This is a genomic window from Methylovorus sp. MM2 (genome assembly GCF_001648895.1).
Classification (GTDB): Bacteria; Pseudomonadota; Gammaproteobacteria; order Burkholderiales; family Methylophilaceae; genus MM1.
In genome coordinates, this window is sequence record NZ_LXUF01000001.1 from 750121 (window position 1) to 765533 (window position 15413).

Annotated in this window: 13 protein-coding genes; 8 read left to right on the plus strand and 5 right to left on the minus strand. The window is 46.3% G+C overall.

The genetic code is table 11. From position 1 onward, the window contains the following. Nucleotides 1-253: 253 nt before the first annotated feature. A complete protein-coding gene (locus A7981_RS03440) occupies nt 254-1003 on the plus strand; it encodes an AraC family transcriptional regulator (RefSeq protein WP_217234050.1) in 750 nt (249 codons plus the stop codon). Next, complete coding sequence (locus A7981_RS12190) at nt 918-1178, plus strand: AraC family transcriptional regulator (RefSeq protein ID WP_217234052.1); 261 nt, start codon at nt 918-920, stop codon at nt 1176-1178. Before A7981_RS03440 ends, A7981_RS12190 begins: the two co-directional genes overlap by 86 nt. A 31-nt stretch (nt 1179-1209) precedes the next feature. Here the strand turns inward: A7981_RS12190 and A7981_RS03445 are convergent, their stop codons facing one another. Further along, nucleotides 1210-1716, minus strand: coding sequence for a DUF1993 family protein (locus A7981_RS03445; RefSeq protein ID WP_067264039.1), 507 nt, complete (start codon nt 1714-1716; stop codon nt 1210-1212). A 158-nt stretch (nt 1717-1874) separates the two neighbouring features. On the opposite strand from A7981_RS03445, the gene A7981_RS03450 reads away from it, so the two are divergent. Beyond that, nucleotides 1875-2462 carry a TetR/AcrR family transcriptional regulator gene (locus A7981_RS03450; RefSeq protein WP_067264041.1) on the plus strand — a complete coding sequence of 196 codons (588 nt, stop codon included), beginning with the start codon at nt 1875-1877 and terminating at the stop codon, nt 2460-2462. 168 nt (nt 2463-2630) lie between these two features. Here the strand turns inward: A7981_RS03450 and pstB are convergent, their stop codons facing one another. The 4 genes from pstB to pstS form a co-directional block, all read right to left on the minus strand. Beyond that, nucleotides 2631-3401 carry a phosphate ABC transporter ATP-binding protein PstB gene (gene pstB, locus A7981_RS03455; RefSeq protein ID WP_067264044.1) on the minus strand — a complete coding sequence of 257 codons (771 nt, stop codon included), beginning with the start codon at nt 3399-3401 and terminating at the stop codon, nt 2631-2633. A 17-nt stretch (nt 3402-3418) separates the two neighbouring features. After that, nucleotides 3419-4276 (minus strand): phosphate ABC transporter permease PstA, encoded by an 858-nt coding sequence (gene pstA / locus A7981_RS03460; protein WP_067264046.1) that lies wholly within the window; start codon nt 4274-4276, stop codon nt 3419-3421. Next, the gene (gene pstC, locus A7981_RS03465; RefSeq protein ID WP_067266461.1) at nt 4273-5232 is read right to left on the minus strand and encodes a phosphate ABC transporter permease subunit PstC; all 960 of its coding nucleotides are present in this window, start codon (nt 5230-5232) and stop codon (nt 4273-4275) included. The genes pstA and pstC overlap by 4 nt, the downstream gene beginning before the upstream one ends. A 118-nt stretch (nt 5233-5350) precedes the next feature. Beyond that, nucleotides 5351-6415, minus strand: a complete 1065-nt coding sequence (gene pstS / locus A7981_RS03470) for a phosphate ABC transporter substrate-binding protein PstS (protein WP_082889197.1) — start codon at nt 6413-6415, stop codon at nt 5351-5353. A 205-nt stretch (nt 6416-6620) separates the two neighbouring features. Here pstS and prfB point away from each other — a divergent pair. The 5 genes from prfB to A7981_RS03495 all read left to right on the plus strand — a co-directional run bounded on the left by prfB (nt 6621) and on the right by A7981_RS03495 (nt 15326). After that, nucleotides 6621-7725, plus strand: a protein-coding gene (gene prfB, locus A7981_RS03475) for a peptide chain release factor 2 (RefSeq protein ID WP_131800927.1) whose coding sequence is annotated in 2 segments (ribosomal slippage) — nt 6621-6701 and nt 6703-7725 — 1104 coding nt in all. Because the reading frame shifts where the segments join, the coding sequence is not laid out codon by codon here. A 2-nt stretch (nt 7726-7727) separates the two neighbouring features. Then, complete coding sequence (gene lysS / locus A7981_RS03480; RefSeq protein WP_067264069.1) at nt 7728-9242, plus strand: lysine--tRNA ligase; 1515 nt, start codon at nt 7728-7730, stop codon at nt 9240-9242. 251 nt (nt 9243-9493) lie between these two features. After that, nucleotides 9494-10111 carry a polymer-forming cytoskeletal protein gene (locus A7981_RS03485; RefSeq protein WP_067264072.1) on the plus strand — a complete coding sequence of 206 codons (618 nt, stop codon included), beginning with the start codon at nt 9494-9496 and terminating at the stop codon, nt 10109-10111. Nucleotides 10112-10344: 233 nt separating this feature from the next. Then, nucleotides 10345-11799: an OprO/OprP family phosphate-selective porin gene (locus A7981_RS03490; RefSeq protein ID WP_067264075.1), complete on the plus strand. Its 1455-nt coding sequence runs from the start codon at nt 10345-10347 to the stop codon at nt 11797-11799. Between the two features lie 167 nt (nt 11800-11966). Further along, nucleotides 11967-15326, plus strand: coding sequence for an EAL domain-containing protein (locus A7981_RS03495; protein WP_254258489.1), 3360 nt, complete (start codon nt 11967-11969; stop codon nt 15324-15326). Nucleotides 15327-15413 lie beyond the last annotated feature (87 nt).

A 15413-nucleotide genomic window follows, 5' to 3' on the forward strand; every position in this document is an offset into this window, starting at 1 on the left:
ATCGATTGGTAAAGAAATAATATTTGTAGGGTTATTACCGCGCTTAACGTCCACATCGAGTCATCTCATGCTCGCATATCTTGAACATATATTCGCTTTGTTAACGATTCTATAATGGAGTTTAAGGCAATCATGACGGTAGCCCGATCGTTTGCATTTATTGCCTAATCCTACAAATGTGAGAATCTTGCAAAGATTTAAGGCATCATTGCTTATATCGAAAAGTATCGCAATTTTAAAGTGAGCGTCAAAATTGAATAACGCATATCATATTGAAATATATAAAGAATTATCGACCAATGTTCAGCGGCATATCGATGGTGACGGGATTCACCAAACCACCATCAGTTCGCTGAGCATTATCAAATCCTCAACGCTCACAGTGCCGACCCATGTGTTGTACCAGCCAGCTTTCTGTATCATTCTACAAGGGCGCAAAGAAGCTGTTCTTGCAGATCAGGTCTTATATTACGGTGTTGGAGACTATCTTGTCGCTTCAGTTGATCTACCAGTCAAAGGGCAGGTGATTGAGGCGACAGAGAGTGAACCTTATCTTTGCCTGCGACTGGATATCGACCCCTATGTTCTTTACGAGGTATTGACCGCAAGTGGCCTGTCGCTCACCAATCGCAACAGAATACCAAGAGGTTTATTCGTCGAAAAGATGGATGACGGCCTCATAGATTCCGTTACTCGCCTTATTAAACTTTTAGATAAACCCAATGACATATCGGTACTGGCTGATCTACTCATCCGTGAGATTTATTACCGTTTGCTCAGTGGTCCGCAAGGGCATGCTGTGAGTAATGCTGCGTTGATAGGAACCAAGATGCAACGTATTTCACAAGCTATTCAGCACATCAAGCAGGAAGTTCAACAAACCTGTACGTATCATGACCTTGTGCGAGATCGCCGGAATGAGTGCAGCCTCTTTTCACCAGCATTTCAAAGATGTCACGGCGATGAGTCCCTTGCAGTACCAAAAGAACCTGAAACTGCTTGAAGCCAGAAGGTTAATGGTCATTAATCGAATCGATGCTGCCAATGCTGCTTTTCAGGTTGGTTACGAAAGCCCTTCGCAGTTCAGTCGGGAATATTCTCGCATGTTTGGAGCGCCGCCGATGAGTGATGTAAAGCGTCTGTGGAATGACACAGCAGATGTGAACAGCTACTCCTAACGCTTCGATTGCTCAATAAGCACCCAATACCTTACGGATTACCTAGGTAGTCAGCTTTGCCGAGGTCGACACCATTGTGTCGCAAGATATCGTAGGTCGTCGTGATATGAAAATAGAAGTTCGGTATCGATATATGTAATAGATATGCCTGTCCCGTCAGCGCCAGTTCGTTGCCACGCAACTTAACATTCACTATGCGATCCTCACTGCCTTCGAGCTTTGCCGGATCGATACTCTTTAAGAAATCAATCGTCTTTGTAATCCGTGCCTGTAAATCTGCAAAGGTCGTCTCAGTATCGCTAAAACTTGGTACTTCAAGACCAGCTAATCTGGCGCCTGCACCTTTGGCAGCATCGCTGGCGATCTGTACCTGTCTTGTTAGCGGAAACATATCTGGTGCTAAACGATCATTAAGGAATACGGATGGATCGATCTTCTTCGAAGCAGCGTAAATTTCTGCTTTGTTTAATATCGCACCTAGATGGCCAAGTTGGCGAATAAAGACAGGGATAGAAGCCTGATAGATAGAAAAAGCCATAAATTGAGTCCAATAAAATAATCGGTTAAATGAGGTCTAAAAGGGCAGAAAATCTAGTTAGAACGTATTTGTGTACCAATCGGTCAATATGACATGTATGGACATTCTTCGTCAACAGGTTTATTGTATCGAAAGGTATAGAATTAAGGAGATCAATCATGGTAGCAGGCAGGCCGCGCGCATTTGATATGGAGCAGGCGCTGGATCGCGCATTGCAGGTGTTCTGGCGCAAGGGGTATGAGGGCACATCGCTCCCAGACCTGACGGATGCCATGGGTATTAATCGCCCGAGTTTATATGCTGCTTTTGGTAATAAAGAATCCCTGTTTCGCAAGGCGCTAGATCGCTATTCTGAAAGAAATGCTATTTTCGTTGATGAGGCACTGAGTGCTCCCACTGCGCGTGAAGTGGTAGAGAAGCTATTGCATAGCGTTGCTTATGCGCGTTGTTGTCCAGAAAATCCACCAGGTTGCCTTGCAGTGCAAGCCGCGCTGGTGTGTGGTGATGATGCAGAGTCTATCCGCAAAGAGCTTGTCATGCGACGCGCAGCCAGCGAAAGCCGGATCCGAGAGCGTATGGAGCGGGCAAAAGAAGAGGGCGATTTGCCTACCAACGCTGATCCCACCGTGCTTGCGCGGTATGTCTCCACGGTAATTCAGGGGATGGCGGTGCAAAGTGCCAGTGGTGCTTCACACACAGAACTTGAAACTGTAGTTGAAATGGCTTTGCTGGCTTGGCCGACCTGAGCGGTATCAAGCGCTCAACCTCTAAGAGGGGGAATGTAGATCAGCCAACTCCTCGTCATCTTGCTACGGCATTAGGCTCTTTTTCCAAGGAAGTATCTTGATTGCTGAAATCAACAAAAAAGCCGGGTTTCCCCGGCTTTTTTGTTCGTGCTTAATTACTAAAGAGGCTTAACCGAACTTGCCTGTGATGTAATCTTCTGTTTCCTTGCGGGTCGGGTTGGTGAATATCTTATCTGTATCACCATACTCGATCAGCTCGCCCAGATACATATACGCTGTGTAGTCAGAAACACGCGCAGCTTGCTGCATGTTGTGCGTCACGATCACGATCGTATAGTCAGACTTCAGCTCATTGATCAGTTCTTCAATGCGTGCCGTTGAGATCGGGTCAAGCGCAGAACATGGCTCATCCAACAACAACACGTCTGGTTTTACCGCAATACCGCGGGCAATACATAGACGCTGTTGCTGACCACCAGAAAGACTTGCGCCATTCTGGTTGAGCTTGTCTTTCACTTCATTCCACAAGGCGGCTTTTTTGAGTGCCCATTCGACACGCTGATCCATCTCGAATTTTGGCAGACGCTCGTACAGCTTGATGCCATATGCTACGTTGTCGTAGATTGACATCGGGAATGGTGTTGGTTTTTGGAACACCATGCCGATACGAGCGCGTAGCAAGTTCAAGTCTTGGCTTGGATCAAGGATATTCTGACCATCAAGATGAATCTCACCTTCAGCACGTAGCTTTGGGTAAAGCTCATACATACGGTTGAATGTACGTAACAGCGTAGATTTACCACAGCCGGAAGGGCCGATGAAAGCAGTTACCTTGCCACTTGGAATGGACAAGCTGATGTTTTTCAGTGCATGGAACTTACCGTAGTAAAAGTTCAAGTCATGCGTTGAAAGCTTTGGAGTAAGAGTTTGTGTAGACATGTAAATTTAATCCTGGGTTAGTTTGAAGCCGGGCCGGGACGGAACACGAAACGTGCCAGAATATTCAAACCAAGCACAAATAGAGTAATCAATAGAGCGCCAGCCCATGCAAGGTGCTGCCAATCTTCATAAGGGCTCATCGCGAACTGGAATATGACTACAGCAAGACTTGCCATAGGCCCATTCAGGTCAGCACTGAAGAACTGGTTGTTCAATGCTGTGAATAGTAACGGTGCAGTTTCACCACTGATCCGCGCAACTGCCAGCAGCAGACCTGTCAACATACCTGCACGCGCTGCCCGGTAGACCACCATTGTGACGACTTTCCACTGTGGTGAACCAAGTGCCGATGCCGCTTCACGTAAATTACTTGGCACTAATTGCAGCATGTTTTCAGTCGTACGAACTACCACTGGTAATACGATCAATGAAAGTGCGATTGCGCCAGCCCAGCCTGAAAAGTGACCGATGCGGTGCACCGCGACTTCGTAAACGAATAAACCGATGACGATAGAAGGTGCCGATAACAAAATGTCATTGATGAAGCGGGTTGCAGGTGCCAGCCAGCCATCTTTGCCAAATTCAGCAAGGTAGGTACCAGCCATGATGCCAATCGGTGTGCCAATCAGCGTCGCCACAGTCACCATGTACAGGCTACCCGTGATGGCATTCAGCAGGCCGCCGGAGTTTCCTGGTGGAGGGGTATTCTTTGTGAATACATCCATACTGAGATAGCTAAGGCCGTTACTAAACAATGTCCATAATATCCAGACCAGAAAGGTCAGGGCAAACACAACGGTAACGACAGATAAACCAATAGTAAAGGCATTGGTCAATCGGCGCCCCATGTAACGGCGGTTATTAAAATTACTCATGATTGTTTACCTTCACGTGCAGACAGGCGAATCAGTAGGAGTTTAGCAAACGCCAGCACGATGAACGTGATAACGAACAGCGTCATACCCAGTGTGATCAGGGATGACGTATAAACATCGCCAACAGCTTCTGTGAATTCATTCGCAAGTGCAGAAGAAATTGTGTTGCCTGGCATCAACAGTGATGCCGAGAGCTCGTGTGCATTGCCGATCACGAATGTGACCGCCATCGTTTCACCAAGCGCGCGGCCAAGGCCTAGCATGATGCCACCGACGACACCGATCTTGGTATAGGGCAATACGATGTTGCGTAAAACCTCCCAAGTTGTTGCACCTAAGCCGTATGCAGACTCTTTTAGCATTGGCGGTACCACTTCAAACACATCACGCATCACTGAGGATGTGAATGGGATGACCATGATCGCTAAAATAATCCCTGCCGTCAGCATGCCGATACCCATGGCTGGACCTTCGAATATCACGCCAATGAATGGCAGGCTGCCTAAGTGGTCGTTGATCCAAGGTTGACCGTGGTCTGCAAAAAATGGTGCAAACACGAATAAACCCCACATGCCGTAGATGATGCTTGGAATACCTGCCAGTAATTCAATCGCGATACCTAAAGGGCGTTTGAGCCATGTCGGTGATAATTCAGTGATGAACATCGCGATACCGAAACTGACAGGAATACCGATCAACATGGCGATCGCTGCGGTGACTAATGTACCGAAGATCGGAACAAGTCCACCAAACTGAACGGTGACCGGGTTCCATGCATCACTAAGGAAAAAAGAAGAGCCAAATACTTTGAGTGCAGGCAAGCTGGCGATGAACAGCGTTGCCATAATGGCAAACATGGTACTAAAGACAAGAAATGCGAATAGCATGGTGCTATTCCTGAATATCTTATCTAGAAACGCACCCAGATTAACTTTTCGCTTGTTTGCCATCGACATCGCATGTGACTCTTTAGTGTTTGATTGCAATGAAAAACCCGCGGGGGCTATTACTGCTTCACCCGCCGCGAACTTTTTCTCTAGGTTGTCATTATAGGAGGACATGCTTTAATTTGCATCACTCTGACCAGATTGCAGAACCATCTTTGGCTTTTAGATTGCTTTTCCAAGATGCTTCGATCAACTGGATAACGTTAGCTGGCATTGGTACATAATCTAAACCTTTAGCCATTGTGCCGCCGTTCTTGTAAGCCCAATCAAAGAACTTCAGAACTTCAGTACCGATTTGTGGCTTGTCTTGTGACTTTTGCAGCAGAATGAATGTTGCACCAGCGATAGGCCAAGTAGCTTTACCTGGTTCGTTAGTCAGAATCTCGTAGAAGCCAGGTGCTTTATCCCATGCAGCGTATTGAGCAGCTGATTGGAAGCTTTCGATACTTGGCTTAACGAATTCACCTTCACGGTTTTGCATTGTTACGTATGGCAGGCCATTTTGTTTAGCATAAGCATACTCAACATAACCGATCGAGAACTTAACGCGCTGTGCATAAGAAGCAACACCTTCGTTACCCTTGCCGCCAATACCAGTAGGCCATGCAACTGACGTATCTGCACCTACTTTGTCATTCCACTCTTTGCTTACTTTTGATAAGTAGTTAGCAAAAACGAATGTTGTACCTGAACCGTCAGAGCGATGCACTACAGTGATGTTAGCATCAGGCAATGCAAGGCTAGGGTTAAGTGCCTTAATGGAAGGATCGCTCCATTTAGTGACTTTTTTCAGGAAAATGTTAGCCAATACTTCGCCGCTTAGACGCAGGTCACCATTTTCTACACCAGGAATATTTACAACAGGCACTACACCACCAACAACGGTAGGGAACTGGACCAGATTGCTTGCTTCAAGTTCTGCTACAGTCAAAGGCTTGTCAGAAGCACCGAAATCCACTGTCTTATTCTGGATCTGTTTGATACCACCACCAGAACCGATAGATTGATAGTTAAGTTTAACGCCAGTTTTACCATTGTATGCGTCAGCCCATTTGGCATAAATCGGATACGGGAAAGTGGCGCCAGCGCCAGTGATGTCCACTGCGAATGCGCTTGTTGCCAATACACCTGTTGCCATAGTGAAGCTGATGGTAGCAAGCATGCACTTTAGCGTGCGATTCAAAATTTGCATTTATTTCTCCTGATTATTTCAGCATGAATTGGTCGAGGTTTTTTGCTCAACATGAATTACCTCGAGCATCATAAAATTAAATTATGACAGTATTGTGACGAATATTGCATTAACTATTACCAAACAGATTGAGTAAGTGAGGGTGCGTGCGGGATTAGGCTTTAATGTATAATCGCAGGTCTTGTAATCAGGCTATATTAGTGTAATGGAAGCTGAACAACTTAACCTCATCGCCAACCGTCTTACAGACTTGGCAGAGCGTAACCAAGCCCTTCGGGGGTATCTTTGACTTCGAAACCAAACAACAGCGTTTGGAGGAAGTCTCTCAGCTATTAGAAGACCCAACTATTTGGAACGACAACGAACGTTCACAAAAGCTGGGTAAAGAGCGTCGCGAGCTCGAGCTTGTAGTCAAAGCGTTAAGCGAAGTCGAAAATGGCTTGCGCGATAGCCGCGAATTATTCGATATGGCGCGCGAAGAGAATGACGACGAAACCTTGCTCGGTGTACAAGCCGATGGCGAAGCGATTGAAAAACGTGTAGCTGAGATGGAATTTCGCCGCATGTTTTCCAATCCTATGGACCCGAATAACTGTTTTATCGAGTTTCAATCAGGTAGCGGTGGTACTGAAGCGCAAGACTGGGCGGGTATGTTATTCCGCATGTATCTACGGTACTGTGAGCGCAAAGGCTTCAAGGTCGAAGTGCTGGAAGAGTCTGAGGGTGATATCGCGGGTATCAAGGGCGCTTCTATTAAAGTATCCGGCGATTATGCCTATGGCACATTACGCACAGAGAGTGGTGTGCATCGCCTAGTACGCAAATCACCGTTCGACTCGAATGCCAAGCGCCATACGTCATTTGCCAGCGTCCAGATTTTCCCCGAAGTTGATGATTCGATCGAAATCGAGATCAATCCGGCGGATCTGCGTATCGATACTTATCGTGCCAGTGGTGCTGGTGGTCAGCACATCAATAAGACAGATTCTGCGGTGCGTATCACTCATATCCCGACGAATACAGTAGTGCAGTGTCAGAATGACCGTTCTCAACACCGTAACAGAGCTGAGGCGATGAATATGTTGAAAGCGCAGTTGTATGCACTTGAGTTACGTAAGCGTAACGAAGAGAAGCAGGCGTTGGAAGATTCCAAGACCGATATCGGCTGGGGGCATCAGATCCGCAGTTATGTACTCGATCAGTCGCGCATCAAGGATCTTCGTACCAATGTCGAGATCGGTAATACACAAGGTGTGCTGGATGGTGACCTTGATCCATTTATATCTGAGAGTTTGAAGCAGGGAGTGTAGCAGTGAGCGAACAGCAAAACCCGATTGAAGTGGTTGCACAGGATGAAAACCATGTGATCGCAGAGCGCCGTGAGAAATTAAAGGTGCTGCGTTCGCAAGGCGTTGCCTTCCCGAATGATTTCAAGCCAACCCATCAGGCTAAGCCATTACATGCAGCTTATGGCGAGCAGGATAACGAATCTTTAGACCCACAAGCCATTGAAGTGCGCGTAGCGGGCCGCATGATGCTCAAACGCGTGATGGGTAAAGCGAGCTTTGCAACGATTCAAGATACTTCCGGCAGGATTCAGCTCTTTATCTCCAAAGAGAATATCGGTGAAGATATTTACGAATCTTTCAAAAAATGGGATATGGGCGACATCGTCGCTGCAGTTGGCTTTCTATTCAAGACTAAAACAGGTGAGTTGTCAGTCAAGGTGAATGAATTAAGACTGTTAACCAAGTCTCTACGTCCATTGCCCGAGAAATTCCACGGCTTGAGCGATCAGGAGACCAAGTATCGTCAGCGTTATGTTGATTTGATTGTTTCAGACGATACTCGCCAAACGTTTATCGACCGTAGCAAGATCGTGTCGGCTATTCGTGGATTTATGTTGCAGAACGAGTTTCTTGAGGTAGAGACGCCGATGTTGCATCCGATTCCTGGCGGTGCGTCAGCCAAGCCTTTCAAGACGCACCATAATGCGCTTGATATGGAAATGACTTTGCGCATCGCGCCTGAGCTTTACCTCAAACGTCTGATCGTCGGCGGCTTTGAGCGTGTGTTCGAGATTAATCGTAATTTCCGTAATGAAGGCTTGAGCGTTCGCCATAATCCAGAATTCACGATGATGGAATTCTATGCGGCTTACACAGACTACCAATGGCTGATGGATTTTACAGAAAACTGTATACGTACTGCTGCGATTGCTGCGCGGGGTACTGCGGTACTTACCTATCAAGGGCGTGAACTCGATCTGAGTAAACCATTCCAGCGTCTGACTATCGTAGGTGCGATTCAAAAATATGCGCCTCAATATACTTTGGCGCAATTGAGCGATGCTGCTTACTTGCGTACCGAGCTGTTGAAATTCGGTGTTAAGGCTTTTGAGCATGCAGGTTTGGGCGCGTTGCAATTGGCATTGTTTGAAGAGACCGCTGAAAGCCAGCTTTGGGAGCCGACTTATATCATCGACTACCCTGTGGAAGTGTCGCCCCTTGCCCGTGCTTCAGACAGTAACTCTGAGATCACTGAGCGTTTTGAATTATTTGTGACAGGCCGCGAGATTGCGAATGGTTTCTCAGAGTTGAATGATGCGGAAGATCAGGCCGCGCGGTTCCAAGCGCAAGTTGCCGCGAAAGAGGCGGGTGATGATGAGGCAATGTATTACGACGCTGACTTCATTCGTGCATTGGAGTACGGTATGCCACCGACTGGCGGCTGCGGTATTGGTATCGATCGATTAGTGATGATGTTAACGGATAGCCCGAGCATCCGCGATGTAATCCTCTTCCCGCATATGCGTCCCGAGGCTTGATCGAAGGGCTGATCGCTCTAACTTGTTGGGATAAGGTGACAATAGATTGCCTATGAAATCAAAAGGCTATGCCTAACGCTACAATAAATGTCGTGCGATTGAGACGTTTATTGGTCGTGAAAATAATTGTATTTTTGTAGTTAATTGATTTTATTAACTAATTTCCGTGGGCATGGCGCTTGCTGGTAGGGTTTAGGTGACTGCGTAAGTTTTTACGTAATCTTCATTCACTATCATCATTGAGGTCTCTCATGTTAAACAAACAAGGTCTTTTCAGTCGCGGTCAAGCTGATAACTCATCAGCTGCTGCCCGCCCACCAGTCCACTCATCTCTTTCTTCACTTAATGCGCAAACGACAAATGGCACGCAAAGTAAATCTGCATCTGCACTGATGCCCGGTCATCAGGCTGCGCTTGAGTCTGCGACTTCTGTTTCATCCCCTTCAATAGCGGAGTTCAAGGCCACGACCGATGTCAAAGCGATTACCGGTAGCCGGTTGATCGTAGGGCCGGACGTTAAGTTGAAAGGCGCTGAGATTCAAGATTGCGATACCTTAGTGGTAGAAGGTCGCGTAGAGGCGACCATGGATAGTCGCGTGATCCAGATCGCAGAGCATGGTGCGTTCTCAGGTAAAGTCGGCATCGATGTTGCAGAAATTTTCGGTAACTTTGAGGGCGAGTTGACTGCTCGTAGTCAGTTGATCATCCATGCTAGCGGGCGTGTCAGTGGCAAAATTCGTTATGGCAAAATATTCATAGAAGAAGGTGGGCAACTTTCAGGTGATATTGCTGCGATTACAGCTGAAAGCGGATCTAAAAAAGTCGGTAGTGTGATTGCCAGCACTTCCAGTACCCAAATCAATCATTAACATGTCTTAAATCTTTGATAGGCTTTTTATTCGACTAAAAAGCCTATTAGGTTCACTTTTTAGTCCAATCTATATTAGGTGTTCAAGCATTTAGCTAGCACCTAATCTCTTGTTGTTTTTTTGCAACACAAGATGGCAAAGTTTTTAATCGTCATCAATCTGTCATATTCAATCCTCAGAATCACTCCCGTGTTGAAGTTCAACCAAACGATTTCTTAACTGGGAGTTATTTAATGAAAAGTATCAAATTACGTGGCATCTGTGCTGCGGTAACTGGGGCGTTGTTAATGAGCTTTGGCGTGAATGCCATGGCAGATAGTACAGATGATCTATTGCAAACACTGATCTCAAAAGGTGTGTTGACAGAAGAAGAGGGCGCGCAACTATTGCGTGGCCGTGATACAGAAAAAGCGAAAAAGAAAGACGAAATCAAAGCAACGTTCAAGGACGGCATTGGTTTTGAATCTGGAGATAAGCAACATGCTATCTCTGTAAATGGTCGCGTTCAGTTGGATTATCGTAATTTTGGTGAACAAGATGCCCAAACTGCCGATACGTTTGATGTACGCCGCGCATTTATGACTGTAAAAGGTAAGTTCTATAACGATTACGATTTCAATATCACGGCTGACTTTGGGTCAACTACTAATAATAGTCAATTGGACGAAGCTTATTTCGGTATTAATTGGTGGGATCAAGCACGTTTCCGCTTTGGTCAATTCAAGATGCCATTTGGTCTTGAACAAAATACAAGTGATATTTTCACTGACTTCCAAGAGCGTAGCTTGGTAGATAGCTTAACTCCTGGTAAAGAGCGCGGTGCGATGGTATTTGGTGTTCCAACCAAAGGTGTTTACTATGGTTTAGCAGCATCAACAGGCCGTGGCAAGAACGTGAATAATATTGATACTCAAGTTGAAGGTTTGGATGTCATAGGCCGTGCAACAGTCAACTTCGCTGAGATTATGGGTATTGGTGATACGGTTTACCATGTCGGCGGTGGTATTTCACGCGGTGATATTTCCCCAAGACAACAAACTAATGGCGCAGCTCTTGCCAACTTTGCTGCATCATCTGGCAGAACTGAATCACGCGGCTTAACATTCTTCACACCAACTGCATTTACTAGTTTGGCTGATGATGAGTTGACTCGCACACGCTATGGTATTGAAGGTGCTGTTGCAATGGGCCCTGTGAAATTCCAAACAGAATGGATCAAGCACAATTACGATGGCAAAACTGCTGGTAACGTATCTTTTGATAAAGATATCAAAGCTTGGTATGCATCTTTAAACTGGATGGTAACGGGTGAAAGCTTTGCCTCAACTTATAAAGATGGTAACTGGGGTCGTATCAAACCTAAGAGTGATTTCATTCACCCAAGTGCTGGTTATGGGATAGGTGCTGTTGAGTTAAGTTTGCGTTACTCAGACTTTGATGGCGGTGACTTTGCAACGGGCTCTTCTCCTGCAGGTACTGGTAACGTTGCTGCAAATAATCCAACAGGTGCTCATGCTTGGACTGCTGGTGCACAATGGATACTTAATCCTAATACACGTCTTGTCTTGAACTATGTCACAACTAAGTTTGAAGATGGCAGTATTGCTTACGCCAATAACCAAGGTGCTGCTCTTGGCCGTACTGATGAAGAAAAAGCGATCACAATGCGTGCTCAGTTTGACTTCTAAAAAATTAAATCTAGTGCCATTTTTGGTCTAGTTTAAATGCAACAATTAAAAAGCCTACTTCGAGTAGGCTTTTTTTATGTTTTAATTAGGGACGTGTTTAGCAACTGTTTAATACTTAAATCGGTCCCATGTACATAGCATCCAGTTTCAGCAGTCAATCCCGCATATTGTCGTTTCGAAACATCGTCCGCATTATCTTGTTGGCCGTTGTCTATTGGGTGACGGGTAATATTGATCAGTTTTTCTCCTTACCCAATCTTTGGGCTAATTTTTTCTATCCACCCACAGGTATCGCACTTGCTGCATTATTGATTTACGGATACCGCATATGGCCTGGCATATTGTTAGGTTCGAGTATCGCCTGTTGGACTGCTGGTGCCTCGATATTAGCTGTGATCGGTATATCGTTTGGTAATACAGTCGAGGCTTTGTTTGCGTATTACCTGCTTAAACAGTTTGCCAAGTTTGACCCATCCCTATCGCGTTTACGCGATCTATTCGCGCTTACTTTTTTTGCTGTGGCCGTTAGCCCTTTAGTTGGTAATCTGATCAGTGAGAGCATGCTGGATATCGCGAGAGTGGCGGGCAATGCCGAGATTTCAAACATGCTCGGTAATTCATGGATGAGCGATGCCTTAAGTTATCTCTTGTTAACGCCAGCGGTCCTTGCCATTTACTATCACCAGCCCATCAAGTGGAATAAATACAAGGTGGTCGAAGCACTCGTCTTGTCGGCGCTTATCATCATGATGAGTATGCTTGCCATGCTACATGTTTGGAGGTTGCCTGCAGATTTTCTAGTCAAGCCTAAAACCTTTATGTTTTTTACCTTAGTTGTATGGGCAGCGTTGAGTTTTCACCAACGTGGTGTTGCATTGGCAACCATGACCATCATATTGACGGGCTTATGGGGCGGCACGAATGCAGCCGGATATTTCGCTGCCGATTTTGCAAAAGGCAATTTGGTTAACTATTGGTTATTCTCTTTGGTGCTTTCAATTACAGGTTTCACGATCTCTGGCTTGACAGCGGGACGTATCAAATCTGAAGCGCGCCTGAAAGAGCAGCTTTCTCTATATGACGCATTGAGCCGCGCGCAGTCAGATGTCAGTGAGGGGGTGCTGATTTTGCAGGATGGCAAGATCGTTTATGGCAATGATGCCGTATGGCGTGTGGCTGGTTATGCCCCCGGTGATTTCGCTGTGGGTGCCGATTTTTTCGGGTTGATTCATCCATCCGATAGACAGCGTGTTGCCGAGATGCATCGTAAACGTATTCAAGGCTTGCCAGTACCGAATCGTTATGAAGCAGTTGGCTTGACCAAAAATGGCCAGCCTGTCCCGATTGAGATTGCTGCTGCAATGATGCCTGATGGTAGTGGCCGCGTGGTCGTCTTGATTATTGATATTTCGGAGCGCCAGAAATCGGTCGCCGCTTTGACGCAAAGTCGGGAGGATTATCGCGAACTGGTTGAATCTATTCAGGCTATTGTTTGGCGTGCCACGCCCGGCGGGAGTTTTACTTTTGTCAGTAAAGAAGCTGAGACCTTAATGGGGTACCCGCTTTCAGACTGGACAGAGATACCTACTTTCTGGGCAGATAAAATACATCCGGATGACAGGGAATGGGTAGTTGATTACTGCATACAAGAATCCATCAAGTTGAATAGTCATGTATTCGATTACCGTATGATCGCGGCAGATGGACGTATTGTTTGGATGCAGGATATTGTGCGGGTTATCCCGAACCGGCACGGTAAACCTCAGGAGCTTGTTGGGGTTATGTTGGATATTACCGCCCGCAAAAAGGCCGAAGCCAGCTTGCACCTATCACATCAGGTATTTGAACATACCGCAGAAGGCATCGTGATTACCGATGCAGATTTTAATGTGCTTGAGGTGAATCAGGCTTACGAGCAGATCACAGGATATACCCGTGATGAGATCACCGGTAAGCCGCCTATGGTCTTAAGTACGGGATTGCATGACCAAGCCTATTACGATGCAGTATGGCAAACGATTCAGGATGAGGGGCAATGGGTAGGCGAGATATGGAATCGACGTAAAGATGGCGAGAGCTACCCTGAGTGGCTTTCGATCAGTAAGGTGCTGGATTCAAAAGGTCTGGTACAGAACTATGTCGCTGTATTCACGGACATTACGCAACGAAAACTCTCTGAAGAGCGCTTACAGTTCATCGCGAATCATGATGCCTTAACCTTGTTGCCTAATCGTGCATTGTTACAGCAGCGTATTGAGCAAGCATTGGTACGTGCACAGCGGCACAATGAAAAAATCGCTGTTCTTTTCATTGATCTTGACCGGTTCAAAATCATTAATGACACATTAGGGCACCATGCGGGAGACCTTTTGCTGCAAGAGGCGGCCAAGCGATTAACAGACTGCCTGCGGGAGTCCGATACTGTAGCAAGGCAAGGTGGTGATGAGTTTGTCGTGTTGATAGAGGATTTCACAGATACGCAATATTTGACCACCATTGCGCGCAAAATCATGAGCGTCTTGGCGCAGCCGTTTATCCTGCTGAATCAGGAGTTGCATATTAGCGCCAGTATCGGCATCACGATTTATCCAGAGGATGGGGCCGATGTGTTCTCCTTACTCAAGAATGCAGATGTAGCTATGTATCGGGCTAAAGAGAGTGGCAAGAATACATTTCATTTTTATGCTGCCGAAAGTAATTTGCATAGCGTGGAATTGCTGGAGCTTGAGAATGGATTGCGCCGTGCATTGGAGCGTAACGAATTCGTATTGCATTATCAGGCCAAAATTGATTTGAAAACGCAGCAGGTGATCGGGGCGGAGGCTTTATTACGCTGGCAGCATCCTGAGCTTGGCCTACTTTCGCCTATCCACTTTATCTCGTTGGCAGAAGAGACGGGTTTGATTATTGATATCGGCACTTGGGTGTTGCGTGATGCTTGTAAACAAGCGGTGACCTGGCAGGATTTTATGCCCGATGATCATCCTATCCGAGTTGCGGTCAATCTTTCTGCACGTCAATTCCGCGAAGAAACATTAAAGGCAACGATTGAAGATGCACTTGCGGAGAGTGGTTTGCCTGCGCCATGCCTTGAGTTGGAAATCACTGAAAGCATGATCATGCAGAATGCCGAGCGGGCCAGCAGTGTGCTGCAGTATTTCCGCGATTTAGGCACCCATGTACTGATCGATGATTTTGGTACGGGATATTCTTCTTTAAGTTACCTGAAGCAATTCCCAATTGATGCTCTTAAAATCGATCGATCATTCGTTAGGGATATCCCGAAGGATAGTGATGACATGGCGATCACAAAAGCGATTATCGCCATGGCACATAGCCTGAATATGCTAGTGGTTGCAGAAGGTGTTGAAACCGGCGAGCAATTGAAGTTTCTGCAAACGCAACATTGCGACCAGATTCAGGGGTATATATTCAGTGAGCCTGTACCGGCAGAGAGCTTTGTTGATTTGCTGCGCGGGGTCAATGTTGCAAAGCGGCTGCATACCAAGATGGTACAAGACGCCTAGTTCCGCTTGTTCAGTGCATTTTCAGGTGGTCAGTAAATAAAGATTAAGTTCTAACGCTGCCTAAGTCCTGATGAGTTTTTAAGTCTA

Coding starts and splice junctions, on each gene's coding strand:
- pstB (WP_067264044.1), bottom strand. CDS start 3,401: ATGTCTACACAAACTCTTACTCCAAAGCTTTCAACGCATGACTTGAAC.
- pstA (WP_067264046.1), bottom strand. CDS start 4,276: ATGAGTAATTTTAATAACCGCCGTTACATGGGGCGCCGATTGACCAAT.
- A7981_RS03485 (WP_067264072.1), top strand. CDS start 9,494: ATGTTAAACAAACAAGGTCTTTTCAGTCGCGGTCAAGCTGATAACTCA.
- A7981_RS03490 (WP_067264075.1), top strand. CDS start 10,345: ATGAAAAGTATCAAATTACGTGGCATCTGTGCTGCGGTAACTGGGGCG.
- A7981_RS03450 (WP_067264041.1), top strand. CDS start 1,875: ATGGTAGCAGGCAGGCCGCGCGCATTTGATATGGAGCAGGCGCTGGAT.
- pstC (WP_067266461.1), bottom strand. CDS start 5,232: ATGTCGATGGCAAACAAGCGAAAAGTTAATCTGGGTGCGTTTCTAGAT.
- pstS (WP_082889197.1), bottom strand. CDS start 6,415: ATGCAAATTTTGAATCGCACGCTAAAGTGCATGCTTGCTACCATCAGC.
- A7981_RS12190 (WP_217234052.1), top strand. CDS start 918: ATGAGTGCAGCCTCTTTTCACCAGCATTTCAAAGATGTCACGGCGATG.
- A7981_RS03445 (WP_067264039.1), bottom strand. CDS start 1,716: ATGGCTTTTTCTATCTATCAGGCTTCTATCCCTGTCTTTATTCGCCAA.